The sequence below is a fragment of the Facklamia miroungae genome (genome assembly GCF_012396555.1).
GTDB lineage: Bacteria > Bacillota > Bacilli > Lactobacillales > Aerococcaceae > Facklamia > Facklamia miroungae.
Window position 1 is genome coordinate 37284 of the sequence record NZ_JAAXPS010000005.1, and the last position, 25191, is coordinate 62474.

General features: G+C 35.9%; 24 protein-coding genes. 20 read left to right on the forward strand and 4 right to left on the reverse strand.

Annotated elements, in window-relative coordinates; all coding sequences use genetic code 11:
* Positions 1-159: 159 nt before the first annotated feature.
* The 16 genes from HF969_RS06360 to buk all read left to right on the forward strand — a co-directional run bounded on the left by HF969_RS06360 (position 160) and on the right by buk (position 17471).
* Positions 160-876 (forward strand): cytochrome c biogenesis CcdA family protein, encoded by a 717-nt coding sequence (locus tag HF969_RS06360; protein WP_090289945.1) that lies wholly within the window; start codon positions 160-162, stop codon positions 874-876.
* An 11-nt stretch (positions 877-887) separates the two neighbouring features.
* Positions 888-1463 (forward strand): TlpA family protein disulfide reductase, encoded by a 576-nt coding sequence (locus tag HF969_RS06365; protein WP_090289946.1) that lies wholly within the window; start codon positions 888-890, stop codon positions 1461-1463.
* 1 nt (position 1464) lies between these two features.
* Positions 1465-2580: a peptide-methionine (R)-S-oxide reductase MsrB gene (gene msrB, locus HF969_RS06370; protein WP_090289947.1), complete on the forward strand. Its 1116-nt coding sequence runs from the start codon at positions 1465-1467 to the stop codon at positions 2578-2580.
* A gap of 6 nt (positions 2581-2586) precedes the next feature.
* Entirely contained in the window at positions 2587-3333 is a 747-nt protein-coding gene (locus tag HF969_RS06375; protein WP_090289948.1) for a response regulator transcription factor, read from the forward strand.
* Entirely contained in the window at positions 3330-5015 is a 1686-nt protein-coding gene (locus tag HF969_RS06380) for a cache domain-containing sensor histidine kinase (RefSeq protein WP_090289949.1), read from the forward strand. The genes HF969_RS06375 and HF969_RS06380 overlap by 4 nt, the downstream gene beginning before the upstream one ends.
* A gap of 203 nt (positions 5016-5218) precedes the next feature.
* The gene (locus HF969_RS06385; RefSeq protein ID WP_090289950.1) at positions 5219-6193 is read left to right on the forward strand and encodes a tocopherol cyclase family protein; all 975 of its coding nucleotides are present in this window, start codon (positions 5219-5221) and stop codon (positions 6191-6193) included.
* Positions 6194-6212: 19 nt separating this feature from the next.
* Positions 6213-6752 carry a DNA-deoxyinosine glycosylase gene (locus HF969_RS06390; protein WP_180363670.1) on the forward strand — a complete coding sequence of 180 codons (540 nt, stop codon included), beginning with the start codon at positions 6213-6215 and terminating at the stop codon, positions 6750-6752.
* Between the two features lie 198 nt (positions 6753-6950).
* Positions 6951-8423 (forward strand): 4-alpha-glucanotransferase, encoded by a 1473-nt coding sequence (gene malQ / locus HF969_RS06395; RefSeq protein ID WP_090289951.1) that lies wholly within the window; start codon positions 6951-6953, stop codon positions 8421-8423.
* 517 nt (positions 8424-8940) lie between these two features.
* Positions 8941-9405: a YopX family protein gene (locus tag HF969_RS06400; protein WP_090289952.1), complete on the forward strand. Its 465-nt coding sequence runs from the start codon at positions 8941-8943 to the stop codon at positions 9403-9405.
* Between the two features lie 158 nt (positions 9406-9563).
* Positions 9564-10670: a pyruvate dehydrogenase (acetyl-transferring) E1 component subunit alpha gene (gene pdhA / locus HF969_RS06405; protein WP_425431571.1), complete on the forward strand. Its 1107-nt coding sequence runs from the start codon at positions 9564-9566 to the stop codon at positions 10668-10670.
* A gap of 1 nt (position 10671) precedes the next feature.
* Complete coding sequence (locus HF969_RS06410; RefSeq protein ID WP_090289953.1) at positions 10672-11649, forward strand: alpha-ketoacid dehydrogenase subunit beta; 978 nt, start codon at positions 10672-10674, stop codon at positions 11647-11649.
* 15 nt (positions 11650-11664) lie between these two features.
* Positions 11665-12984 (forward strand): dihydrolipoamide acetyltransferase family protein, encoded by a 1320-nt coding sequence (locus HF969_RS06415; protein ID WP_090289954.1) that lies wholly within the window; start codon positions 11665-11667, stop codon positions 12982-12984.
* A gap of 7 nt (positions 12985-12991) precedes the next feature.
* A complete protein-coding gene (lpdA, locus tag HF969_RS06420) occupies positions 12992-14401 on the forward strand; it encodes a dihydrolipoyl dehydrogenase (RefSeq protein WP_090289955.1) in 1410 nt (469 codons plus the stop codon).
* A 22-nt stretch (positions 14402-14423) separates the two neighbouring features.
* Positions 14424-15461 (forward strand): PTS sugar transporter subunit IIC, encoded by a 1038-nt coding sequence (locus HF969_RS06425; RefSeq protein ID WP_090289956.1) that lies wholly within the window; start codon positions 14424-14426, stop codon positions 15459-15461.
* A 27-nt stretch (positions 15462-15488) separates the two neighbouring features.
* The gene (locus HF969_RS06430) at positions 15489-16388 is read left to right on the forward strand and encodes a phosphate acyltransferase (RefSeq protein WP_090289957.1); all 900 of its coding nucleotides are present in this window, start codon (positions 15489-15491) and stop codon (positions 16386-16388) included.
* Between the two features lie 12 nt (positions 16389-16400).
* On the forward strand, positions 16401-17471 hold the full coding sequence (gene buk / locus HF969_RS06435) for a butyrate kinase (RefSeq protein WP_090289958.1): 1071 nt from the start codon (positions 16401-16403) through the stop codon (positions 17469-17471).
* On the opposite strand, the gene HF969_RS06440 is transcribed toward buk, so the two are convergent.
* The 4 genes from HF969_RS06440 to HF969_RS06455 form a co-directional block, all read right to left on the reverse strand.
* Positions 17468-18352, reverse strand: a complete 885-nt coding sequence (locus tag HF969_RS06440; RefSeq protein ID WP_090289959.1) for a LysR family transcriptional regulator — start codon at positions 18350-18352, stop codon at positions 17468-17470. The genes buk and HF969_RS06440 overlap by 4 nt on opposite strands.
* Positions 18353-18641: 289 nt before the next feature.
* Positions 18642-19514, reverse strand: coding sequence for a carbohydrate ABC transporter permease (locus HF969_RS06445; protein WP_090289960.1), 873 nt, complete (start codon positions 19512-19514; stop codon positions 18642-18644).
* Positions 19514-20440, reverse strand: a complete 927-nt coding sequence (locus HF969_RS06450; protein ID WP_090289961.1) for a carbohydrate ABC transporter permease — start codon at positions 20438-20440, stop codon at positions 19514-19516. The genes HF969_RS06445 and HF969_RS06450 overlap by 1 nt, the downstream gene beginning before the upstream one ends.
* A 77-nt stretch (positions 20441-20517) precedes the next feature.
* On the reverse strand, positions 20518-21789 hold the full coding sequence (locus HF969_RS06455; RefSeq protein ID WP_090289962.1) for an ABC transporter substrate-binding protein: 1272 nt from the start codon (positions 21787-21789) through the stop codon (positions 20518-20520).
* 112 nt (positions 21790-21901) lie between these two features.
* Between HF969_RS06455 and HF969_RS06460 the strand changes: the two genes are divergently transcribed.
* The 4 genes from HF969_RS06460 to arsB all read left to right on the forward strand — a co-directional run bounded on the left by HF969_RS06460 (position 21902) and on the right by arsB (position 25071).
* Entirely contained in the window at positions 21902-23197 is a 1296-nt protein-coding gene (locus tag HF969_RS06460) for an alpha-amylase family glycosyl hydrolase (RefSeq protein ID WP_090289963.1), read from the forward strand.
* Between the two features lie 89 nt (positions 23198-23286).
* Entirely contained in the window at positions 23287-23580 is a 294-nt protein-coding gene (locus HF969_RS06465; RefSeq protein WP_090289964.1) for an ArsR/SmtB family transcription factor, read from the forward strand.
* A gap of 39 nt (positions 23581-23619) precedes the next feature.
* Positions 23620-24018, forward strand: coding sequence for an arsenate reductase ArsC (locus HF969_RS06470; RefSeq protein WP_090289965.1), 399 nt, complete (start codon positions 23620-23622; stop codon positions 24016-24018).
* Positions 24019-24027: 9 nt separating this feature from the next.
* On the forward strand, positions 24028-25071 hold the full coding sequence (arsB, locus tag HF969_RS06475; protein ID WP_090289966.1) for an ACR3 family arsenite efflux transporter: 1044 nt from the start codon (positions 24028-24030) through the stop codon (positions 25069-25071).
* Positions 25072-25191 lie beyond the last annotated feature (120 nt).

Here is a 25191-nt window from a genome sequence, read left to right on the forward strand (position 1 = left end):
ATCAGGTCTTAGTGTAGTGAACGATTCTCCTTCTAAATTAGGACCAACAGAATAATATAATGAAATCAAAGTTTTCTAAAACCATATTCGATTATAATCCATCAGGCATCCTTCTATAATTAACTTATAAAGAAAAACATTTTAGAAAGGATGATGATGATGATAGGAGAAAACATTTTACTTAGTTCCGTCTTTATTGCTGGTTTATTATCATTTTTTGCTCCCTGTACCTTCCCCTTAATTCCAGTCTATATTGGTTTTATGACCGATGAATCAGGAGAATATCAAAAATTAAAGCTTGGTAAGTTTGAAATCAATAAAGGAGGTATTATCAAAACGATAGCCTTTGTTCTAGGCCTTTCAACCAGTTTTATCTTTTTAGGCTTTGGAGCAGGTTGGCTCGGTCAGGTTTTAAATAATTCCTATGTTCTCGTTTTTGCTGGTTTTCTAGTCTTTCTGTTGGGTATTCATCAGATGGACCTTATTCATTTTAAGAAATTGGACCAAATGCATGGTATCCAAGTGAAGGTAAAACAGAAAAAGGCCTTAGGTACTTATCTGATGGGTGTTTCCTTTAGTCTCGGTTGGACGCCTTGCGTAGGTCCCATCTTGGGTGCAGTCTTAGTGACTTCAGCTAGTAGCGGAACACAATTTTACGGCGCTTTCCTCATGTTAATCTATTCTTTAGGCTTGATGATCCCCTTTTTGATTATGGCGCTTTTATCCACCTATATGTTAGACCGAGTCAGCTTTTTCAAAAAACACTTACTCACTATTAAACGCGCCGGTGGATTCTTAGTGATGCTTATGGGTCTAGTGCTCATGACTAATCAACTGCCCAACTTAGTCGCATATTTTAACAACTTATTTAATTAGGAGGAAAAAAGATGAAAAAGATTTTGTTATTACTTACCATTGTTTCATTCGCCACAGCTTGTGCACCGACTATTGACAATAAGGTAGAAGAGAGTAGTTCGAATAAAGAACAAGAAAAAATGCAAACTTCTCTGGAGAAACAAGCAAAGGAAGCGGATAAAAAACGTAGCTATGATTTCACACTGAATGATCTCAATGGAGAGGCATATACCTTAGCAGACCAAAAAGGCAAAAATGTTTATGTTAAGTTTTGGGCTTCTTGGTGTCCTGTCTGTCTAGCAGGTCTCGAAGATTTAAATACTTTAGCCGGTCAGGAAAACGATTTCGAAGTGGTGACTATTGTTTCACCCAATCATAATGGCGAAAAGAACAAGGAAGAGTTTATGGCTTGGTTTAATTCCTTAGAATATGACAATATGACGGTTCTTCTTGATGAAACGGGTGAAGTTTTTGCCAACTATGGTGTTCGTTCTATGCCAACCAACGCAATCATAGACAGTCACGGGACACCAGTCAAAATAATTCCGGGTGAGATTAGGAAAGATACATTGACTCCAATCTTTGAAGCCTTAGAAAAGGGGAATTAAAATGAAAAAAATACTTATTCTATTAGGATTTTGCTTAGTCTTAGTTGCTTGTTCACATGCAGGATCAAGTAGTAAGCTAGCAGATGATCGCATTGATAAGATTGATGCGCTTTTAGATAAGGAAAAGCGTCAAACTCTTTCTAATCCTAACAAAGAAATTGATTACTCATCAGCCGAATTAAAGAAAATCTATTTAGCTGGAGGCTGTTTTTGGGGAATCGAAGCTTATATGGAAAAAATCTATGGTGTAGCTGATGCAGTGAGTGGATATGCTAATGGAAAGAAAAAAGAAGTCACTTATGAAGAAGTTATTAAAGGATCAGGACATGCTGAGACAGTTGAAGTAACCTATGACCCTGAAAGAATTAGCCTTGAAGGCTTATTAGATTATTACTTAAAAGTGGTCGATCCCACCAGTGAAAATAGACAAGGCAATGACCGCGGTATTCAATACCGAACAGGTATTTATTATATAGAAGATCAGGATCAAGCGATTATTGAAGGACGCTTAACCAAAGAGCAAGCCAAATATAAACAACCCATTCGCATCGAGGTAAAAGGTCTTGAGGCTTTTTACCCAGCCGAAGAATACCATCAAGATTATTTACAAAAGAATCCGAATGGTTACTGTCATATTGATTTAACGCAGGCCAACGAACCACTCATCGATGTTAAATTATATCCAAAACCTACTGATCAGGAATTAAAAGCCAAATTAACGACTATTCAATACCAAGTCACTCAAAAAAATGATACCGAATCGTCTTTTTCGAATGAGTATTGGGATAACAAAGAACCAGGACTTTACGTAGATGTAGCAACCGGCGAACCCCTTTTTAGTTCCAAGGATAAATTCGATTCGGGTTGCGGGTGGCCATCATTTTCTAAGCCGATTGCCAAGGAAGTTGTGACATATCTTGAGGATTTGAGCTATAATATGAATAGAATTGAGGTAAGAAGTCGTTCCGGTAATTCCCATTTAGGTCATGTGTTTGAAGATGGACCAGAAGAATTAGGGGGCTTACGTTATTGCATTAATAGTGCTGCGATTGAGTTTATACCCCTTGAAGATATGACGACGGCTGGATATGAGTATTTAATTAATTATGTGAAGTAGGTAATTATGTTTAAATTATTGATAGCTGATGATGAATCAATTATTCGTCGGGGCATAAAAAAATTAATCCCTTTAGAGGATCTAGGCATTACGACCGTTTATGAGGCAGAGGATGGTGAAGAAGCATTACAAATCATTAAAGATGATCAACCAGATATTTTGCTTCTAGACATTAATATGCCTAAATTAGATGGCTTGAGCTTAGCTGAGGAAATTAAAGACACACATCAGGATACATATATAATTATTTTAACGGGCTATGATTATTTTGAATATATGCAAAAGGCTATTCGAGCTAAAGTGGATGATTACATTTTAAAACCAGTCTCAAAAAAAGACATTGAATTCATCTTACAAACAGCGATTACTAAGATAAAAGAAAAACGACAAAAAGATGAGATTAAGGCATTGATGCCTGAAGAAGTAGACATGGCCAGACGCTCAGATCTGATCGAAGACTATTTGGATAAAAATATGTTTCAAACCGATCTGTCGCTTAATCAGATGGCGGAAGCAATCGGCTATAATAGTAATTATTTGTCTGTTTTGGTCAAAGATTATTATGGAATGAGCTTCCAGGATTACATCAATAAACAACGTATGGAGAAAGCAAAGCTACTTTTACTATCCAGCGATAAAAAGAACTATGAGATCGCGCATGAAATCGGGATTGAAGATGTTAATTATTTTATCACTAAGTTTAAAAAATACTATCAAATCACCCCCAAACAGTTTAGGCAGGGTAAGAAATGAAAACAATGCGAAACCGTTTTGACCGAAAAATCAGTGTATATTTTTTCAGTATTTCAATGATGATCGTTTTAATTTTATCTTATGCTAACTATAGATCCTCAGTAAAAATTATTAAGCAAAATATCGAAATGGAAAACAGTCAACAGTTAAAGACTGCGAGTTTATATATTGCTTCCTACCTAGAAAAGATGAAAAGTTTAAACAGCTTATTAGCTATGACCCCCGAATTAAATAGTAATAAAGAGCGAGTAATTGATGAGCGTGCTTTAAAAAGCACACTTGATTTAATAAAATCGAGCGATACCATTATTAAAAATATCATGGTAATAACTAAATCGGGTCAGTTGATCACTCACACCGGAAGTGTAATGGAAAGTAAAAAGCCGGTGTTGAATGAAGAGTGGTACCAAACAGCCTTAAAATCGAATAACATGGCTCAAATTACCCGTGAAAATCATTCAGGCTTTACCATGAATAAAAGTGAACGAGTCATTTCCTTGAGCCATAAAATCGAAGACGGGAATAGAGAATTTCAAGGACTCACTATAATCGATGTCTCCTATAAATTTATTGAAGATTATATTTCTACGGTAAATTTAGGCGAAAATGGTTTTGCCTTTATTGTGGATGAAAATAAGCAGTTAATTTTTGATTCTGAACAGATGAATGGCGATTCACTCAAAGAAAAGGCAGAGTACCTTGCTATTATTGAAGATTCGAGTGATTTTAACAAAGAAGATTACATTATTTCAACGATCTATGTTCCGAATACAAATTGGCAATTGACGCAAGTTAGAAGCCCCGAAGAAATTTACACTTTAAATAGAAAGCTAATTACTGAAATGCTTATCTGGGCCTTTTTAATTTTACTCTTAAGTATTTTTCTTTCAATTTTCGTATCAAAAAAAGTCACCAATCCTATAGTCGACTTGATTGATGAGATGAAAAAAGTAAATCAAAATTTTTCGAATATCCCGGTAAACCAACAAGCTTCTTTGGAAATCATAGAACTGACCTTGGAGTATAATTTATTATTAGATCGTGTAAAAAAATTGACAGAAACAATTGAAGAAAAGGAAAAAGCTAAGCGCACTTATGAATTAAAAGCCCTTCAAAGTCAAATTAACCCACATTTTATCTATAACACTTTAGATACGATTTTATGGTTGGTTGAACTAGGCGAAAAAGATCAAGCTGTCGAAGTTATTCAATCTTTAGGCAGTTTATTGCGGACGACCTTGAGCGTGGATGAGGACGTTATTGAATTGAAGAGAGAAATAGAGCAAGTTAAAAATTATCTGAACATTCAAAAGATTAGGTATGATGATAAATTTGATTACGATATTTCGCTTGGAGCAAATACAGGCGAAATTTTAGTACCTAAGTTGATTATTCAACCGATTGTTGAAAATGCTATTTATCATGGTATTAAAACCAAAAAAGGTCAATCGCATATTCAAATTACGGCTTCGATTGGAGCGGAAGCTTTAATGATTCAGGTGGAGGATAATGGAGTAGGATTTAAGGATAAAAAGCATTCAAACAAATCAAAGCCTAAACTAGGCGGTATAGGTATGGCTAATGTGGACCAAAGATTGAAAATTCTCTACGGAGACGCTTATGGCCTAACTTATACTAGTGATGATCAATTAACTAGGGTCACATTAAAGATAAAAATCTAAAAAAATTTCTATGCTCAATTACCACAAGACTTTAAAAAGAATTGAACCAGCGACAGTGACAAACTCTCCTGGTTCTTTTTGACTGGATAGCCCTAATCGTAAAATTTGTTATCAATAAATCAATCATTTAAAATGGAAATAATGAAAAGATAGAATTTTATTGAAGTGCCAAAATTAAAAAATATGATTACTTAGGAGCTACTATGTATTTCATCAAAAAATTATTAAATCCTGAACTTTTTCAAGGGAAGTACCAGACTAAAAATTACTTTGAAGGTTGGTATTATAAGTTAGTTACTAAGGATGAAAAGCATTCTATTGCGTTAATACCTGGGATCGCTTATGACAAAGAGGGTAAGGGGCATGCCTTTATTCAAATGATTGATCGTTTAACTTATCGAACCGAATACTATCGTTTTCCCATAAATGCTTTTGATTTTTCAGGAAATTCCTTCGATATCACTATAGGTAATAGTAACTTTAAACAAAATCAATTAACAATTGATCTGAGTAAACAAGCTTATCCGATAGAGGGGCATTTGACCTTTAATGAAATCGAATCCTTTCCTAAAAAATTATTGAGACCGGGAATTATGGGCCCTTTCTCTTTTGTACCTTTTATGGAATGCTATCATGGGGTTGTAACACTTCATCAAAGACTTTCTGGCACCTTAAAGATTAATCAACAAACCATTGATTTTACAGATGGATATGGCTACATTGAAAAAGATTGGGGAAGGTCTTTTCCTGATTGGTGGGTGTGGCTACAATCCAACCATTTTAGTGAGGACAAGACTTCTTTAATGTTTTCAATGGCTAAAATTCCATGGCTAGGCAATCACTTTACTGGCTTTTTATCCTTCTTAAAGCATCAAGAAAAATTATATCTTTTCGCAACTTATACAGGGGCTAAAATAAAACGTATGAACTATCAAGAAGGTCAGATAGATGTTGAGATAACAGATCGAAACTATCAGTTAAATATAAGCGGACACTATGATCAAAGCGGGATTTTAAAAGCGCCTAAAAATGGCTTAATGGAAAGAAAAATTGCCGAAAGTATTTCATCGCTGATTCATGTGACACTTAAAGACAAAACGGGTAAGATCCTTTTTGAAGACGATGGTAAAAATGCGGGCTTAGAAGTTGTAGGAAAACCGTTGGAAGATAAAAAGTGAGTAAGTAAGGAGTAATTAAATGACCCAAAATATTAATAATGCATATCAAACAATTGACCATCCACTCTCGCCCCTTTACACAAAGGAATCACAGATTTTAATTTTAGGTTCTTTTCCTTCAGTAAAAACAAGAGAATATGGTTTTTTCTATGGGCATCCACAAAATCGATTTTGGCCTGTGATGGAACGCATATTTAATGAAGAATTGTCTACCAATATAGAAGAGCGAAGAAGGTTCTTAATTAAACACAAAATAGCGGTCTATGACTCCATCTACCAGTGTGATATTGTGGGATCGAGTGATGCCAGTATAAAAAACGTGGTTCCTTCTGACCTAAAAGCTATTTTCGAACAGGCACCGATCCAACAAGTTTTTTGTAATGGGACCACTTCATATAAATACTATCAGAAGTATCACGCTAAAGAAGCGAGGATTAAGGGAGTCAAATTACCTTCAACAAGTCCTGCAAATGCGCGTTTTCGGTTGGATGATTTGTTGAGAGAATGGAAAAAGATACTTGACTATCTTGAAGTAGAAACGAATCGTAAAAGTCTTTAAAGAACGGATATAATGAATATATTCTATAACCCTTAGAATAAACAAGACGGTCGAATTTAGTCTTTTTTTGTTGTTTTTGATTTCGACACCTACTCATTACTGAACATGGATGGATAACCTAAAAAGCTGCAGTGTTCATGTTTATAGTTTAAAAGAATTAAGTAGCCTAACGAAATGACTTAACTAAAGGAGGAAAAAATGGAACGCTCAAGTGGAGTTTTAATGCACATTTCTTCGCTACCCAATGATTATGGAATTGGATCCTTTGGGCAAGCGGCTTATGATTTTGTTGATTTTCTATCGGATACTAAACAAAAGTACTGGCAAATATTACCTCTAACGACAACTTCTTATGGTGATTCACCTTATCAATCTTTTTCAGCTTATGCTGGAAATCCTTATTTTATTGATTTAGACATACTGCAAAAAGAAGGTTTAAAAGGCATCGACTTCGGCCAAGATTCAGAGTCAGTGGATTATGCTGTAATCTTTAGAAGTCGCCAAGCTATCTTAGAAAAAGCTGTTCAACGTTTTAAAAATGCGGATCTAAGCATTAGCTACCAACAATTTGTACAAGAAAATCAGGCTTGGCTGAATCCTTTTGCTGAATATATGGCGATTAAAGAAACGTTTGATCTTAAAGCTTGGTATGAGTGGGATGAACCAGCAAGAAAACGGGAGGCCAATGCAATGGCTAGGTATCGTTTGGATCTTGCTGAGCGACTGGACTATTATCGAATAACGCAATTCTTCTTTTATCAACAATGGCAAGCGTTAAAAGCCTATGCCAATCAAAAAGGAATTGAAATCATTGGAGATATGCCGATCTATGTCGCTAGGGATAGTGTTGAAATGTGGACCCAGCCAGAATTATTCAAAGTCGATAGAGAGGGCAATCCGACTCTAGTAGCAGGAACGCCACCCGACAACTTTTCCGCTGAGGGTCAGTTTTGGGGCAATCCAATCTATGACTGGGAGTATCATCGTCAACAAAACTACGCCTGGTGGATACAACGCTTTAAAGAAAGTTTTAAACTTTATGACTGGGTACGGATCGATCATTTTAGAGGCTTTGAGTCTTTTTGGCAAGTTCCACTTTCAGCTGAAACATCGGCTGAAGGAGAATGGTCTAAAGGACCCGGTTATGATCTGTTTGCTGCCGTCAAAGAAGTGTTAGGAGACTTGAATATCATCGCTGAAGATTTAGGTTTTATGACACCTGAAGTGATTGCTATGCGAGAAGCGACCGGTTTTCCTGGTATGAAAATTTTGCAGTTTGGTTTTGACGAAGTAGGCGACTCACCAGATTTACCCCACCACTATCCACTAAACTCGATAGCTTATGTTGGTACTCATGACAATGAAATAGCTAAGGGGTGGGCTTTAGATTCGGCCAGTTCAGAGAGTTTAAATAAATTAGAAGCCTATTTAGGCCATTTTGAGGGTGAAAGTATCGCAGACAGTTTAAATCGTGGTATCGCCATGTCGAGATCTTGTTTAGCAATTTACCGAATGCAAGATCTATTGAATTTAGATAACCGATCTCGGATGAATAAACCTTCAACATTAGGAGGAAACTGGAAATGGCGTATGACGAAAGAACAATTAACAGAGGAACTTAAAAGCAAATTAATAAACCTAACTCAAACATATTATCGTGAAAATAAATAAAGTTTTTAAAAAGTAACCGAGAAAAGTTTTAAAAGAATTGAATAAAAACTAGAAAAAGATAAATAAATTAATTTGTATAGGCAAACTATTGAAATATTATCCTGAACTACGTAAAAGATCTTTCTTAATTTGTATGGAAAGGTTTTTTTTTTGATTACATTTTATCAATACGATCATCTTATGCATATCTGAATCATATTTATTTGATAGCTAAGGGAATCTGAATAACTAATAAGTTATTTAAACAATCTTCACCAGAATATTAAAATTAAAGTTGAATCTTTTTTGAGAGAACTACTATTAATCTTACCCAGATCTCATTCAATCATTTTATAAGTTTAAGTTCATTTACTTGCAAGCAGTTAATTTAAGATTTAATTTATTGCTAAAGAACTATTTTAAAAACAACTGTTATCTTAGTTATCACTCACCAACCTACTAGAAAGTGGATCAAATGCAATTAAAACATAATAATTAAAAAACCAAGAAAGACAGTCAATTAATAGGAGGCAAAATGATGAAGGGAAGAATTTGGTTTAAAGCGACACAAATAATGGAGTACTTTAAAGAAATAAAATTACTTGGTGAGGATCAGTTGGAAGGTATTTTAGAAAAAGATTTATATCCTAAAAAGTGGAACCTATCGAAAGACGATCATGTAATGTTTTCTACTGGTATAAATGAGAAATTACCGTCTGGAGAAACAAATAAAGTTATTTACGAAGGGGATATTATTAAGAGCAGATACATTTACGAACGATTAAATTGTGGTGGGTTAAATACGCCTGAGAATATTGGAATTGTGGTTTCGATTGAAGGAGAGTGGCAAATCCAAGTTAAAGTGGAAAAACAATGGACTTATTTAAAAGCTGATTATTTTTATTTTCCTTTAGATGATAAATATAGTTTTCGGCAAGTAATAGGGAATATACACGAGGATAAGCTTGAATATTTATTACAAATTTATAAGACAAAAATGTAATTTCAAATGATATAAGTTGCTTTTACTCAACTACCCTAAAATGTAGTTTTATAAAATCAATACTAGCATAGATTTTATTTATTTTACCTTTCGATAGCGCATACATATAATATATGTAAGCGCTTAATAAGTACAATTATATAGGAGGTAATGAAAATATGGTGATGAAGTTGAGTAGCGTTAATTTCGATAAGGTTATCGAGCAATATGATCGACCTTTTGAAATGGTTCAGGTATTGGATATTGAAGGTAAAGTTGTAGATGAAGAAACACTAGAATCCATTACCGATGAAGAGTTGGTTTCTTTAATGGAAGATATTGTGTGGGGTCGTGCACTTGATGAAAGAACAATTATTTTAAATCGTCAGGGTGCCTTAGGTAATTACGCCACTGCTGGAGGACAAGAAGCAAGTCAGTTTGGATCATTAGCAGCTTTGACGAGAGATGATTTTTTAGTGCCTACCTATCGTGACTTAGGAGTATTGATTCGTCATGGGTTACCAATGTACCAAGGTTTCTTATGGTATAAAGGCCACGTAGCAGGCAATCAATTTAATCAAGAATTACAAGCTTATGCTCCTCAAGTTATGGTTGGTGGAACTATACCACCAGCAGCCGGTGTAGCAATAGGTAAGAAATTCAATGGGTCTAAATCAGTAGTATTGGCTCTTTGTGGAGATGCTGCGACCTCTCAAGGCGATTTTTATGAAGGAATTAATTTCGCAGGAGCTTATCAGGCTCCTTTAATTACAGTAGTTCAAAATAATCAATATGGTATTTCAGTTCCTGTTGCTCAACAAACGGCTGCACAAACTTTGGCGCAAAAAGGAGTGGCAGTGGGTATAGCTTCATTACAAGTAGATGGAATGGATCCTGTTGCTATGTATGCATCCGTTAAAAAAGCCCGAGAATATGCTTTAGCAGGTCATGGTCCCGTTTTAATTGAAGCTTTAACATATCGCTTTGGTCCGCATACTATGTCAGACGATCCGAAGCGCTATCGAGAAGATAAAGAAGTTTCTGAATGGATGAAAAAAGATCCTTTGATTCGTTTACGAAATTATCTAACTGAAAAAGGCTTATGGTCAGAAGAAAAGGAATCACAAGTGATTGAAGATTTAAAAAATGAAGTTAAGGACGCAATGGCACGTATGGCTCAAGAGCCTGCACAAAAAGTTTCGGATTTCTTGAAAAACATGTATGAAGTGACCCCACCAAGTATTTCTGAACAAATTAAGAAATATGAAGCAAAGGAGATGAAATAAGATGGCTGTATTGACTTTAGCACAAGCAGTTACTGCTGGACTTAAAGAGGTTTTATCAAGAGATAAGAAAACATTAATTTTCGGAGAAGATGTAGGGAAAAATGGAGGCGTTTTCCGGATCACTGATGGTTTACAAGAAGAATTTGGCAAAGAACGCGTATTTGATACACCTTTAGCAGAATCAGGTATTTTGGGGATGGCTACAGGATTAGCAACAGAAGGTTTTCGACCTATTCCAGAAATTCAATTTTCTGGGTTTATATTGGAAGCAATGGATCCACTAGTAGCTCAAATGTCTCGTTTTCGTTTTCGTTATGGGGGAACACGGCAAATGCCGGTTACAATTCGTGCTCCATTCGGCGGTGGGGTACATACTCCTGAACTGCATTCAGATTCGTTGGAAGGCATGATGGCCCAAGTTCCAGGACTTCGTGTTGTGATTCCTTCCTCTGCTTATGATGCAAAAGGTTTAATTATTTCTTCAGTTGAATCCAACGATCCAGTTATATTTTTAGAACATTTAAAATTATACCGGTCAGTTAAAGGGGATGTCCCTGAAGAGTATTATACAGTTCCTTTAGATAAAGCGAATGTTGTAAGAGAAGGACAAGATATTACTTTAATTGGCTATGGCATGATGGTTGGGTTAGCAGTCAAAGCAGCTGACAAATTAGCTGAAGAGGGCATTCAAGCAGAAGTGATTGATTTAAGAACAGTTGCTCCTTATGATATGGAAACGATTCAGGCTTCTATTGCGAAAACGCATCGTGCTGTTGTGTTACAAGAATCACAACGGATTGCTGGTATTGCAGGACAAATAGCTTCAGATATTAGCGAACGCTGTTTTATGGATTTAGATGCCCCAGTTGCCCGTGTTACTTCACCAGATACCGTTTATACTTTTGGAGCAGCTGAGTCTGTGTGGATACCAGATGAAAATGATATCTATGAACAGGCTGTAGAAACTTTAAAATTCTAAAGGGAGAGGATATAGATGTATCAATTTATATTACCCGATGCGGGTGAAGGAACTCATGAGGCAGAAGTACTGGCATGGCATGTAAAGGTTGGGGATAAAGTCATAGAAGATCAAATCATTTTAGAAATTCAAAGTGATAAAGCAGCAGTTGAATTACCTTCACCAGTATCAGGAACGGTAGTGAAATTATATGCTCAAGAAGGAGAAATAGCTTTAGTAGGAAAGCCTATAGCTGATATTGAAACAGAAAAAGATCAAGATTCACAAGAACATACTCATGAAGCAAAAAAAATTAATCATTCTGAAGAAAAAGATATAGTAGATTCAGAACAAAAAAGTGAAGATGATAAGATGCCAGGATCTTCTTCATCAATTTCAAATGATATCAGAAAAATAGCAATTCCTAGGGTTCGAAAGTATGCACGAATAAAAAATGTCGATCTTTCTAAAGTAAAGGGAACAGGCAACCACGGTAAAATTACAATTGAAGATATCGACAACTTTTTATCAACTGATCATCCATCAGAAACTATAGAGGAACCCCCAATTACAAAAGATAGTCAATTTATCATTCAATCTGAATCAGAAATGCAACGGAAAGCCCCAGAACTTTCTCGCGTACTTGAAGAAGATCGAGTAGAAAAACTGAGCGCCATGCGTAAAGTGATTGCAAAATCTATGGTAGAAAGTAAACAAATATCACCTCATGTAACTGTTTTTGATCAAGTTGAAGTATCAGAACTAGTAATGCATCGCAATCGAATGAAAGTAATTGCTGAAAACAAAGGAATTAAATTAACTTATTCTGCCTATTTTGTGAAGGCACTGGTAGCAATGCTTAAACGTTTTCCAGAACTAAATGCTTCGATTAGTCTTCAAAAGGGTGAAATGTATTACCACAATTATTACAATATTGGAGTAGCTACAGATACACCTAATGGACTTGTTGTTCCAATGCTAAGAAATGCTGAAAGGATGAGTTTGTTTGAAATTGCAAAAGAAATTCAGGCCAAGGCGGAAAAAGCACAAAAAGGTGGATTGGATTCATCGGAGATGGGCAAAGGCTCCATTACCTTAACTAACGTAGGGGGAATGGCGACAGGTGGTGTATGGTCTACACCAATTATTAACCAACCAGAGGTGGCAATTTTGGGTGTAGGACGAATTGAGGAGCAATTTTTACCCGATGAGGAGAAAAACCCAGTATTAAAACCTGTTTTAAAGATATCATTTGCTTTTGACCATAGAGTAGTGGATGGCGTTACGGCACAGAAAGCAATTAACTTAATCAAAGAGTATTTAAATAATCCAGATTTATTATTATCGGAAGGATGATAGGCAAATGGTAGTAGGAGATTTCGCTAAAGAAGCCGATACAATTGTCATTGGTTCAGGTCCTGGTGGTTATGTTGCAGCTATTCGAGCTGCACAAACGGGTCAGAAAGTAATTATTATTGAAAAAGATCAGATTGGCGGCGTTTGCTTAAATGTAGGTTGCATCCCATCCAAGGCAATGATATCGGTGGGGAAAGAAGTGGCTAAAACTAAAGCTGAAAATCCATATGGTCTTAAATATGGTGAATCAAGTATTGATTTCAAAGCCTTACAGAATTGGAAAGATAATGAAGTAGTGAGGAAATTAACCTCAGGAATTAAGGCTTTATTAAAGAAAAATAAGGTTGAAATAATTCAAGGAGAAGCTATGTTTACTTCTGATAAAACTATTCATGTTTTAAAGGAAGATGAGCTAGGAGAAACCTTTAGCTTTAAGCATGCGATTATTGCTACGGGTAGTAGACCTCTCCAACTTCCTGGTATTGAATTTAATGATAATATTATTGATTCTACTGGTTTGCTAAATTTAACAACATTACCAAAGTCGCTAATTATCGTTGGCGGAGGATATATTGGTATGGAATTAGCAGGGGCATATGCTAATTTGGGATCAAAGGTGACTGTAATAGAAGCCAAAAGTCGTATTTTAAATGAATTTGATTCTGATTTGGTAAAACCAGTCATTAAATCCATGAAAGAAAAGGGAATTCAAATCATAACGGAAGCTAAAGTTGAATCATGCATGGATAGTAAACTAGTTACGCTCACTTATTCTAAAGATGGTGAAACGAAAACTTTGTCTGCTGAAAAAGTTGCTGTTCTAATTGGAAGGAAACCTAATACGGATCAAATCAGTCTTGAACTAGCCGGAGTAAAAGTTGATCAACAAGGTTTAATACCTGTGGATGAACAAGGACGAACAAATAAAAGTAATATTTATGCTATCGGCGATATTGTAGCTGGCCCGGCTTTAGCTCATAAAGCTAGTTTTGAAGCAAAAGTTGCAGCAGAAGCAATTGCTGGATATAAAGGAGTAGCAGTCGACTATTCGGTTATTCCTACAGTTTGTTATACCTATCCTGAAATTGCTACAGTGGGTTTGACCGAAAACGAAGCTAAAGAAAAAGGGATAGAAGTTAAGAAGGCAAAATTTATGTTTCAAAGTAACGGTCGAGCTTTATCTATGGATGAAAAAGAAGGATTTGTGCGTTTAATTTCTGATAAAAAAACAGGTCTATTAATAGGTGCCCAAATGGTTGGGCCTGAGGTGAGTGAACTAGTTAATGAAATGTCACTAGCTATTGAAAATTTAATGACAGCTGAGGATTTAGTTTTAACTATTCATAATCATCCTAGTTTGTCTGAAACCTTTATGGATGCTGCTGAAATGCTGTTAGATCAAGGAATTCACCAGTAGTAAATAAAAGGAGGATTATACGATGGAAAATAAAGTAACTGCGAAGCAGTTTGCCATGAATGTATTAAACGGCTTGGCGCTAGGAACAGTGGTTGTTTTAATTCCAGGTGCTTTATTAACAGAACTTACTAAAGCAATAGCACCTGGATCACCATTATTAGGTGCATTATCAATGTCGAATTCTATGTTGGGTTTAGTTTGCGGTATTATGGTGGGGTTAAACTTTAAATTTAATCCGATACAATCTGCTTCAATAGGGTTAGCTAGTATGTATGCGAGTGGAGCCGTTCAATTTGTAGATGGTTCAATGGTAATGCAAGGTACTGGTGATGTTATTAATGTTGGATTGACAGCAGCTCTAGCCGCATTTGTTATTTTATTAATAGGTAATAAATTAAAATCCTACACAATTATAGTGATTCCACCTTTGACTTTAGCTTTAGTGGGGACTCTTGGTAGATGGATGCTTCCTTACGTAAAAGAAATAACCGTTTTAATAGGTCAAGGTGTAGCTAGTTTACTCACTCTTCAGCCTATAATTATGTGTATATTAATTGCAATCATTTTTTCAATCTTGATAGTTTCTCCTATCACAACAGTTGGAATTGCATTAGCAGTTGGTCTTTCTGGTATAGGTTCGGGAGCAGGAAATCTTGGGATTTGTGCATGTGGATTTGGACTTGCAATTATGGGATGGAATGTAAATGGCTCGGGAACTTCTTTAGCTCATTTTATTGGATCCCCGAAAATGTCTATGCCAGTGGTGGTTAAAAATCCAAAAACGATGATTCCAATAATATGCAATGCTGCGATTTGCGGTATGACAGCTGCGCTATTTAATATTCAAGGGACACCGATGAGTGCTGGTTTTGGTTTCAGTGGGCTAGTAGGACCGATTAACTATATTAATTTAGTTGAAGGTGGTTTTTCTTTTAGACACATTCTTATAGCCATTATCACTTTTGTGGTGATACCTGTTTCATTAGGTTTCGCTTTTAAATATCTTTTCACTAGAGTAGTGCCATTAGTAACAGAAGAAGACTATCGTTTAGAATTGTAAAAATTAAATAAGTAAGGGAGGTAAAATATGTCATTAATTTCTAGCATTAAGGCTTCTAAAGTAAAACAAGGGATCACTAATGAAAAATTAGTTATGGCAATAGTTAAAGCAGCTGATGATGAAGTGATGAAGAGTGCAAAAAAAGCTGCTGAAGAGGATAATATAAAAGTAATTCTTATTGATGATAAAGATAAATTAGAGCAGTTAGTGAAAAAATATGAACTCTCATCTAACCACTATGAAATAATAAATGAAACAAATGAATCAAAAGCTGCAATCCAAGCTGTGCGTTTAGTTCGAGAAGGCAAAGTTGGAGCTATCATGAAAGGAAAATTATCGACAGGCCAATTACTCAAACATGTTGTAGATAAAGAAACAGGAATTGTTAAGAGTGGTCTTCTTACTCATGTAGCAGTAATTTACGTTCCTAAACTTAATCGACTATTAGGAATTACAGATGGAGGAATGGTTTTACAACCAAATAAAGATGAATTTAAGCAGATTATCTCAAATGGTATTGATGTTTTTCATAAATTAGGGGTAATTAAGCCTAAGGTGGCACTTTTATCTGCAGCTGAGACTTTAATTCCTAAGTTGCTATCTTCTGTTTATTTTGATGAGATAACCAAAGAAAATGATTTTTCTCAAGCAATCATTGAAGGTCCACTGTCTATTGATATAAGTCTGTCACCTGAGATTGCAAATGAAAAAAAATGGACAGGACAAATAAAAGGGGATGCCAATTTACTCATAGTCCCAGATATAGTTTCTGGTAATGTTTTTTCTAAATCTCTTTTATTATTTGGTGAAGGAGAAATGGCCGGTATTATAATGGGAGCGAGTGTACCAATTATTTTAACATCGAGAAGTGCTTCTGCTACAGAAAAGTATGCATCCATCTTGTTAGCTAAATTGGTGATGGAATAGGGGGTTATCCAAATGAACAAAATCATCGTAATAAATCCTGGAGCAACTTCAACAAAAGTAGCATATTATATTGATATTAATGAAGTTTGGAAAGATGAGATTTTATATAGTGAAGAACAAATTAGTCAGTTTCCACATATATTTGATCAATTAAAGATGCGTTCGGAGGATGTACTCTCACTGATTACAGAGCACGGTGTTACAAAAGAATTAGATATAGTGGTAGGCCGTGGAGGTGGGATAGGTCCAGTCAAAGCAGGAGCTATTTTAGTAGATAATGAATTACTTGATCGTTTAGAAAAACATCCAGTTATTGAACATGCTTCAAATTTGGGAGCTAATCTTGCTCAAGAAGTTGCTCATCATTTTGGTAAACCAAATACAAATGCATACGTTTATGATCCCATTACTGTGGACTCTATGTCTGATGTAGCCCGTCTAACTGGTATAAAAGGAGTAACCCGTAAAAGCATCGGTCATCATCTTAATATGCGAGCAGTAGCGAGACGAGCAGCATCGGATATAGGGAAAAATTATCAAGAAGCTAATGTTATAGTGATACATATGGGAGGTGGCTGTTCAGCAAGTGCGCATCAAGACGGAGAAATTATTGATTTCATTTCCGATGATGAAGTTATGTTTTCAGCTGAGCGCTCGGGCGGTATTGCCATTAAAAGTTTAATTCCTTTAATTAAAGAAATGGGTGTCCAAAAGTTTTATCAATTTGTAAGAAACGAAGCAGGATTATATTCGTATTTTCATACAAAAGATTTAAGAGCAATTGAAGAACGTGTTTTAGAAGGTGATCAAGAGGCAAAACTAGTGCTAGAAGCGATGGCTTTGAGTATTTCTAAAACGATCGCTTGTTTAGCAGCTACTTTAGAAGGCCAAGTTGATGCGGTTTCCATGACGGGTGGCATGGCCCATTCAGAATTTTTAACCAAAGAAGTTAAGCGTAGAACAGCTTTTATTGGGCCTTTTCTAACCTATCCAGGAGAATTTGAGATGCTTGCATTAGCTAAAGGTGGGAATAGAGTCTTAAATCATGAGGAAACTGCTCATCGTTTGTCAGAAATGATTTAATTAGATTTGATCAAAGCAATGAATTCATTCATAGCAAGGGTACATGTAATATTATTTCTTAGAGCAATGCCAATCGGATAATAATTATTTCGATCATCTAATGGAACCCAAGCAAGATCATTTAATTTACTTAAAGGCTTAAACTCACTTGGCAGTATGCAAATTGAGTTTAAGCTTTTTAAACTGTGAAGGAGAACTTCCCAGTCATTATTTATCAGTACAATATTTGGGTCAAAACCTACAATACGGCATCGTTTAGGTAGCATTTCGCCTAACATAAAATGATCAGATAAAGTGCAAAAATTTTGTTCTTTTAAATCTTTGAATTCAAGGGATGAATGCGTGGAAAGTGGATTTGTTTTTGGTAATACAACACTGACTTTATAGCCTTGAGTTGTTGTATTTAAAGGTTCAATATGAATATTTTCCTCAATTTTTGGGAAAGAGAGTAAGCCAATGTCTATCGCGCCTTCAGCAAGTAAATGTTGTAACTGACGTGATCCATCTTGTACTAAGACAAGTTCAAGATTTGAATGGGTTGCAACAAACTGTGATATTTGAGACATAAATTGAATTGCAAAAAGGGAAGTTAAACCGACTTTCATAATTTCAGAAGGATTGTTATTATATCCTTGAATCTCAAGCATCAAATCATCGAAAGATTCAATAATAGTTCGTCCTCGTTCATAGAGAATTTTACCTGTTTCAGTAAGGGTCATTTCTTTTTCTGAATAGGTGAACAGTTGAGTATCAAGTTCGATCTCAATTTTTTTTATAGCCTGAGAAAGAGTTGGTTGTGTTACAAATAAACTTTTAGCAGCATGAGAAATATTTTTTGTTTCTGCGACAGCAATAAAATACTTAATCTGACGGATATCCAAGATAACACTCCTTTCATGGATAACTTTTACAGTTGTTTCAAAAAAATGAAAATTAATAGCATAGTAATAATCATCTTAAACTTAATCAAAAATTTTTATTCAGATCTACTCTTTTTAAAGTGATCAAAAATAGTTGAATAAATAGGCTTGGATTATCAAAAGTAAAATTTAATTAGTTAATTAAAGAAATAATAAGATTGAGAATTGAGACGCACCTTTAGTGTTATTTTTAAAAAGATAACTGAATAAGATAGATTGAAAAGCCGCAAGCGACCTTTTTTGCTTCTATTTACTTAATCGCACCATCTACCATGCCTTTAAGAATTTGTTTTTGAGCAAAAAGGAACACAATAATGATCGGAATCATAATCATTAGGGATGATGATAAAATCATATCCCATTGTTTAGTGTAGGAGCCGGCAAAGTTTGAAATAGCGATCGGTAAAGTCTGAATCTCATTTCCAACTCCTAATAATTGCATAGGAAGTAAGAAGTCGTTCCAAATCCAAATACCATTTAAAATAATGATCGTAACATAGATTGGTTTCATAATGGGCATGACCACATAAAAGAAAGTCTGTAATTTATTAGCACCATCTATTTCGGCGGCTTCTTCAATCTCAAGCGGGACGCCCTTTAAGAAACCGTGGAACATAAAAACGGACATTCCCATACCAAAACCGATATAAGCCAAAATTATGCCTGGATAAGACCGTAATAAAGAAAAGTTCATTAGTGGCTCGGTTACATTCATTGATAAAATTCTAAACCATGTAATCAATGGATACATGACTACTTGAAAAGGAATAACCATTGACGCAACGAAAAGATAAAAAATTAAAGAGGACGTCTTGGATTTATGACGTACTAACCCCCAAGCGGCTAATGAGCTAATCAAGCTAATCATGGCTAAAGAAATAACGGTAATAATGACTGAAGATAGGAAAGAGTTAGGGTAATCAATAGAAGGATTATTCCAAATCGTCATGAAATTCTCCCAAATTTGTCCCCAATTTTCTGGCAGTGAAAGTGGATTCATTAATATTTCGCGTGATGATTTGGCTGAATTAATAACAATCAGTAATAAAGGACTCACAAATAGTACAAACACTAAGAGGGCGAAAAGCTCTAAGAAAACCTTTTTCCATTTGATCATTGACATTACATCTCGACCTCCTGACGTTTAGTAAGATAGGTTTGGCTAAGACTAATAACCACTAGAATAACAAAAAGTATAACAGCTCGTGCTTGACCGTGTGCTAAATGGTTTTCGACAGAAGCGGTATTATAAATGTTCATGGTAATGAATTCGGTCGACTTAATCGCTTCATTATTCCACATCATCGATGGTCCCCCACCAGTAAGCGAGTAGTTGACATCAAATATTTTAAAAGAGTTATTAATGGTTAAGAATAAGGAAACGGTGAATGAGGGCATAATCATAGGTAAAGTAATATGACGTAATTTGCTCCACCAGTTTGCCCCATCTAAAGACGCTGACTCGTAGAGAGAGCGTGGAACATTTTGTAAGCCTGCATAATAAATCATCATTATATATCCCGCATATTGCCAAGTAGATGTTAATACTAAAGCAGAAACAGCTAAACGAGGCGAGCCTAAAAAGAGATTTTCAACTAACCAGTCAAAAGCAACTAAACGACCGATTTGAGGGAAAACATTATTGTAGATAAATTGCCAAATATAACCTAAGACAATCCCACCAATCAAGTTGGGAACGAAGAAACCGGCTCGGTAAATATCTCTTCCTTTGACCTGACTGGAAACGATCATAGCTAGGGCAAAAGCCACTAGGTTGATGATAATGATATTAAAAAAAGCAAAAATAAAAGTGACCATCAGAGAATAACGAAAACGAGAGTCAGCAAAACTTTCTAGATAGTTAGTGAGTCCATTAAAAGTGGCAGTAGGGCTAATAATCCCGCCCCAATTGGTGAAAGAGTAATAGATACCCATGACAAATGGAATCAGAATGACTAAAGTCAGTGCGAGAAAAGCTGGAGCAACTAAAAAAATAAAGTTGCGGCGCTGCCTTTTACTGCGAGAGCGTTTATGAGTGGAAGGTGCCATAAAAAATCCTCCTTAAAAATTAAGGAACTAGAAGAAACCTTCTAGTCCCTTTTAAAGCATCAAAATCTTCAAATTATTTATTCTGACAGTTGTGAGATTTCATCAGACATTAACTGAATGAATTCATCTTTATCAATATTGCCTTGGGCGAATTGACCATAAATCGGTCCTAAATTATTCATACCAAAGCCATCAGGCATAAAGTAAGTAGAATCAAAGGAATAAACTGGTTTTTCATCAACGATCCACTGCGCTAAGAAAGCAGACATTGGAGCTTTAGGTGTTTCCTTAGTTGTTGAGAATGGTGAAATCATATTGGCTTGGTTAACAATAAAGTCTTGTCCTTCTGGAGTATCAACCATATCTTGGAAGAACTTATTAATGGATTCCATAGCACCTGATTCTTTATTGACAACATAATATGAAGGGGCACCTATAAATAGACCATCAGCGTTTTCTTCTGTTCCTAAGGTTTGATACGGAATGAATCCCATTTCAAAATCAGCTTCTAATTCTGATAAATTGGGGTCCTTCCAGTTTCCTTGATGAAGGAAGGCTGCTTGTCCTGTCGCAAAAGCAATATCCATATCTTCTTGCGTTCCGACTGTTAGCATTTGTTTATCAGTGTGTTGGAAAAGCAATTCTACCCAGTCGGCATAGTTTGCCATGCGATCTTGATCAACTTCCCCTGCTAGGGTCATTTCAGTAATAGTCCGGTCGCCATTTTCTAAGCCAGTTCCCAAGTAAGCATTGAAGTCATGGTTACCCATGATCCACGTCTCACCTTCTTTGGTAGCGTTAGCAACAACTGAAGTGAGACCTAATTCTTCTTTGCGATTTTCTAAATCTTCAAATGCTGCTTTAACAGCTTCAAAAGAATCTAAACTGGCAGGGTCGATGCCGGCTTTTTCTAATAGATCCGCATTGTAGGCTAGACCATATCCTTCAACTGAGACAGGGAAGCCATACACATCATCACCTTGTTTAAATTCAAATTCAGTTTGGTCGATCCAGTTACCTTCAAGTGGCGTTAAGAAATCGGCCCAGATATCATAGCCACCTTGACCTTCAATCACGAAGACATCAGGCCCATCTCCCGCTGTGAAGTCTGATTTCAACTGATCACCTAGTGTACAAGAACCCGAACATACTTTGACAGTCACATTCACACCATTAGCTTCTCCCCATGCTTTTGCATAATTCGTTAACGCTTCTTGGGTTTCACTTTTATTGGAATAAAGTGTAAATGCCTCTGGACTATCAGAAGCTGCTGAAGCACTTGGAAGAGAAATTAAAGAACTAGCCGCTAACACTAAGCTAGCCTTGGAAATTTTCGATAGAATTGACATGATATTCCTCCTAAGATTGTGAGTTTTGCTATAATAATTATAGCGAGAAAGTCAGGGCTTTGCAATCGTTTTCAAATCGAATATTTTAAAATAATTATAGAGGAGAATAGGTATGGCAATCGATAGCTCAGTAGAGTTACGCAATCTAGTCCTATATAGCATATTCATACGTAATTTTTCACAAGAGGGGACATTTAGAGCGGTTGAAGCCGAAATTCCACGTTTAAAAAAGATGGGGATTGATATGATTTGGTTTTTACCTCATTATCCAATCGGAATGGTGAAACGTAAGGGACAAGCCGGATCACCCTATGCTATTCAAGACTATCGGCAAGTTCATCAAGATTTAGGAAGCAGGGAAGACTTCATCCATTTAATTGATCAGATTCATCACGCAGGAATGAAAGTAATGATTGATATTGTCTATAATCACACTTCGCCGGATAGCTTCTTAAAGCAACGACATCCTGATTGGTTCTATCAGAAAGTAGATGGTAGCTTTGGTAACCATATTGGTGAATGGACGGATATTATTGATCTGGATTACGACTCTAGTCCTGATTTATGGGCGTATCAAATTGAGACTTTAGTAGAATATGCGAAAGTGGTTGACGGCTTCCGATGTGATGTTGCTTCGCTTATTCCATTGCCTTTTTGGCAGGCGGCCCGCAAGGCAGTAAAAGAAGTGAATCCCGATCTGGTCTGGTTAGCTGAGAGTGTAGAACCGAGTTTTATTCTTGAGACAAGGAAGCAGGGCATCACTGGTCTTTCAGACTCAGAGGTCTATCAAGCATTTGATATGACCTATGATTATGATATTCAAGGTGATTTTGATGCCTACTTATCAGGTCAACAACCTTTATCTGCCTATCTAAATAGTGTCAATCGTCAAAATTGGACCTATCCGAGTAATTTCACCAAACTACGGTTTCTAGAAAATCATGATCAAGCCCGTATTGCAGCAAAAATTAAACCCTACCATTCCCTTGAACAAATAACAGCTTTTAACTTTTTTTTGCGAGGAGCACATTTGATTTACAATGGACAAGAAGTTCAAGCGAAACATTTACCCAACCTTTTCGAAAAGGATCCAATTGATTGGTTTGAGTTTGCTGATTGGTCGAATTATTTAAGCGAATTGATCCGCATTAAAAAGGAATATATCCCTTCTGAGGGAAGTTTTGAAATAGGCGGCGATGATGATTTAGAAGCGATCTGGATTAAATACCAAGCTATAGGCAGGTCTTTAATTGGCGTCTTTGCCTTGAATAAAGAAAAGTCCGGTCACTTATCTCTTCCCGTTCCAGATGGATTATACCATCACTTAAGTGATGGCCAAACGATTCGGATCGAACAGGGAATGGTTGCCTTAAGTAGTCATCCACTATATTTTATCGATGAGATTTAAATAAAAAGAACTCATATCAAATTACATTGATATAAGTTCTTTTTTCTTATATAATTAACCTATCAATAAGTTTTGATGTGAGGTGCAAAATGGAAGATTTAAAGGTCTTAGTTGAACAATATAAAGCGCTCGGTGATGAGAATCGTCTTGCTATTATACAACTTCTAAAACAGGGAGAGCAGTGTGCATGTGTTTTACTCGAGCAACTTGACCTTTCTCAGTCGGGTTTGTCTTATCATATGAAAAAATTAGTGGACGCCGGCATTGTTGATGAACGCCCCGAGGGGAAATGGGTCTATTATCGAATCTCTAATGAAGGATGTAAGCAATTTTTATCGAATTTTAAGACTTTGACTGAGAGCGTCGATTTGGTCAATCATTAAGTCTAATCAAAATGAAAAGTAAATATAAGGAGTTGAAGCATGAAAAAAGTAGCCTTTGTATGTGTACATAATTCTTGTCGGAGTCAAATTGCAGAATCTTTAGCCAAGCGTTACGGTCAAGGAGTAATTGAAGTCTATTCGGCAGGAACACAAGAGAGGGATCAGATTAATCAAGATGCAGTTCGTTTGATGAAAGAGATGTATCAAGTGGATATGGAAGCGGACCAATATCCTAAGTTAATTTCCGAGCTGCCTGAAATTGATTATTTGATTACCATGGGATGCAATGTTAATTGTCCATTTCTTCCTTTCAATGATCGTAAAGAAGATTGGGGTTTGGAAGATCCAAGTGGGAAGTCTGATCAAGAATTTAAGGAAGTAATTCACTCGATCGATCAAAAAGTCCAAGAACTTATTGCCGAAATCAGCCAATTATAGGAGGTATTTATGAATCAAGTAGAAATGAAATCGTTTGAAAAAAACTTAACCCTATGGGTTTTAGTATGCATGGTAATTGGTGTCTTAATTGGAAAATTTATTCCGCAAATCCCAACCTTTTTAGGACAGTTTGAGTTTTATAATGTCTCAATTCCAACTACCATCCTTTTATGGATTATGATATACCCCATGATGTTGAAGATTGATTTTAACAGTGTCAAGAATATAGGGAAAAACCCGAAGGGATTGTATATTACTTGGCTGGTCAACTGGGTCATAAAACCACTTACCATGTATTTGATTGCCTATTTATTCTTTAATATTATTTATAGCAGCTTCCTTTCGCCACAATTAGCTTCAGAATATGTAGCGGGAGCGGTGTTATTAGGAGCAGCGCCATGTACGGCCATGGTCTTTGTATGGTCCAAACTAACGCGTGGAAATAGTGCCTATACGCTTGTGCAAGTGGCGACAAATGATTTAATTTTGTTAGTAGCGTATGTACCGATTGTTAGCTTCTTATTAAAAATGGGTAATATTACAATACCTTGGGAAACCTTGCTATTATCGATTGTACTTTTCATAGTAATTCCACTTTTAATGAGTATGATTACGCGTCGTTATATTATTTCTAATAAAGGCATTGATTACTTGGACCGCAAATTTATCCCAGCTTTTGATAAATACACGACCCTTGGATTGTTACTCACTTTAATCATTATTTTCTCTTTCCAAGGCAATCATATTATTAATCAGCCACTTAATATCCTATTAATTGCTGTTCCCCTAATTATTCAGACCCTATTCATTTTTGGTATTACCTTTGCTATTGCTTATAAAGTTAATCTTCCCTATTCGATTGCGGCGCCATGTGGGATGATTGGCGCTTCAAACTTTTTCGAATTGGCGGTAGCGGTAGCTATTTCATTGTTCGGACTTTCATCAGGGGCCACCTTAACAACGGTAGTTGGTGTCTTAGTAGAAGTGCCTGTCATGTTATTGTTGGTTCGTTTTGCAAATAGCCAGCAACATCACTTTAGAAAAGAAGGGTAAAACGCTTCTTTTTTTATTTTATTAAGTTACCAATTTAATTAAAAAAATGACTATGCTATAATTATTGTGAATTTATTTTAAAAAGGGGTGAGTAAGATGGATGTTGGTGATGATTCGCAG

What these genes read in the sequence shown, in the direction of transcription:
- HF969_RS06360 (WP_090289945.1), top strand. Translation starts at nt 160, where the DNA reads ATGATAGGAGAAAACATTTTACTTAGTTCCGTCTTTATTGCTGGTTTA.
- HF969_RS06365 (WP_090289946.1), top strand. Translation starts at nt 888, where the DNA reads ATGAAAAAGATTTTGTTATTACTTACCATTGTTTCATTCGCCACAGCT.
- msrB (WP_090289947.1), top strand. Translation starts at nt 1,465, where the DNA reads ATGAAAAAAATACTTATTCTATTAGGATTTTGCTTAGTCTTAGTTGCT.
- HF969_RS06375 (WP_090289948.1), top strand. Translation starts at nt 2,587, where the DNA reads ATGTTTAAATTATTGATAGCTGATGATGAATCAATTATTCGTCGGGGC.
- HF969_RS06380 (WP_090289949.1), top strand. Translation starts at nt 3,330, where the DNA reads ATGAAAACAATGCGAAACCGTTTTGACCGAAAAATCAGTGTATATTTT.
- HF969_RS06385 (WP_090289950.1), top strand. Translation starts at nt 5,219, where the DNA reads ATGTATTTCATCAAAAAATTATTAAATCCTGAACTTTTTCAAGGGAAG.
- HF969_RS06390 (WP_180363670.1), top strand. Translation starts at nt 6,213, where the DNA reads ATGACCCAAAATATTAATAATGCATATCAAACAATTGACCATCCACTC.
- malQ (WP_090289951.1), top strand. Translation starts at nt 6,951, where the DNA reads ATGGAACGCTCAAGTGGAGTTTTAATGCACATTTCTTCGCTACCCAAT.
- HF969_RS06400 (WP_090289952.1), top strand. Translation starts at nt 8,941, where the DNA reads ATGAAGGGAAGAATTTGGTTTAAAGCGACACAAATAATGGAGTACTTT.
- pdhA (WP_425431571.1), top strand. Translation starts at nt 9,564, where the DNA reads ATGGTGATGAAGTTGAGTAGCGTTAATTTCGATAAGGTTATCGAGCAA.
- HF969_RS06410 (WP_090289953.1), top strand. Translation starts at nt 10,672, where the DNA reads ATGGCTGTATTGACTTTAGCACAAGCAGTTACTGCTGGACTTAAAGAG.
- HF969_RS06415 (WP_090289954.1), top strand. Translation starts at nt 11,665, where the DNA reads ATGTATCAATTTATATTACCCGATGCGGGTGAAGGAACTCATGAGGCA.
- lpdA (WP_090289955.1), top strand. Translation starts at nt 12,992, where the DNA reads ATGGTAGTAGGAGATTTCGCTAAAGAAGCCGATACAATTGTCATTGGT.
- HF969_RS06425 (WP_090289956.1), top strand. Translation starts at nt 14,424, where the DNA reads ATGGAAAATAAAGTAACTGCGAAGCAGTTTGCCATGAATGTATTAAAC.
- HF969_RS06430 (WP_090289957.1), top strand. Translation starts at nt 15,489, where the DNA reads ATGTCATTAATTTCTAGCATTAAGGCTTCTAAAGTAAAACAAGGGATC.
- buk (WP_090289958.1), top strand. Translation starts at nt 16,401, where the DNA reads ATGAACAAAATCATCGTAATAAATCCTGGAGCAACTTCAACAAAAGTA.
- HF969_RS06445 (WP_090289960.1), bottom strand. Translation starts at nt 19,514, where the DNA reads ATGTCAATGATCAAATGGAAAAAGGTTTTCTTAGAGCTTTTCGCCCTC.
- HF969_RS06450 (WP_090289961.1), bottom strand. Translation starts at nt 20,440, where the DNA reads ATGGCACCTTCCACTCATAAACGCTCTCGCAGTAAAAGGCAGCGCCGC.
- HF969_RS06455 (WP_090289962.1), bottom strand. Translation starts at nt 21,789, where the DNA reads ATGTCAATTCTATCGAAAATTTCCAAGGCTAGCTTAGTGTTAGCGGCT.
- HF969_RS06460 (WP_090289963.1), top strand. Translation starts at nt 21,902, where the DNA reads ATGGCAATCGATAGCTCAGTAGAGTTACGCAATCTAGTCCTATATAGC.
- HF969_RS06465 (WP_090289964.1), top strand. Translation starts at nt 23,287, where the DNA reads ATGGAAGATTTAAAGGTCTTAGTTGAACAATATAAAGCGCTCGGTGAT.
- HF969_RS06470 (WP_090289965.1), top strand. Translation starts at nt 23,620, where the DNA reads ATGAAAAAAGTAGCCTTTGTATGTGTACATAATTCTTGTCGGAGTCAA.
- arsB (WP_090289966.1), top strand. Translation starts at nt 24,028, where the DNA reads ATGAATCAAGTAGAAATGAAATCGTTTGAAAAAAACTTAACCCTATGG.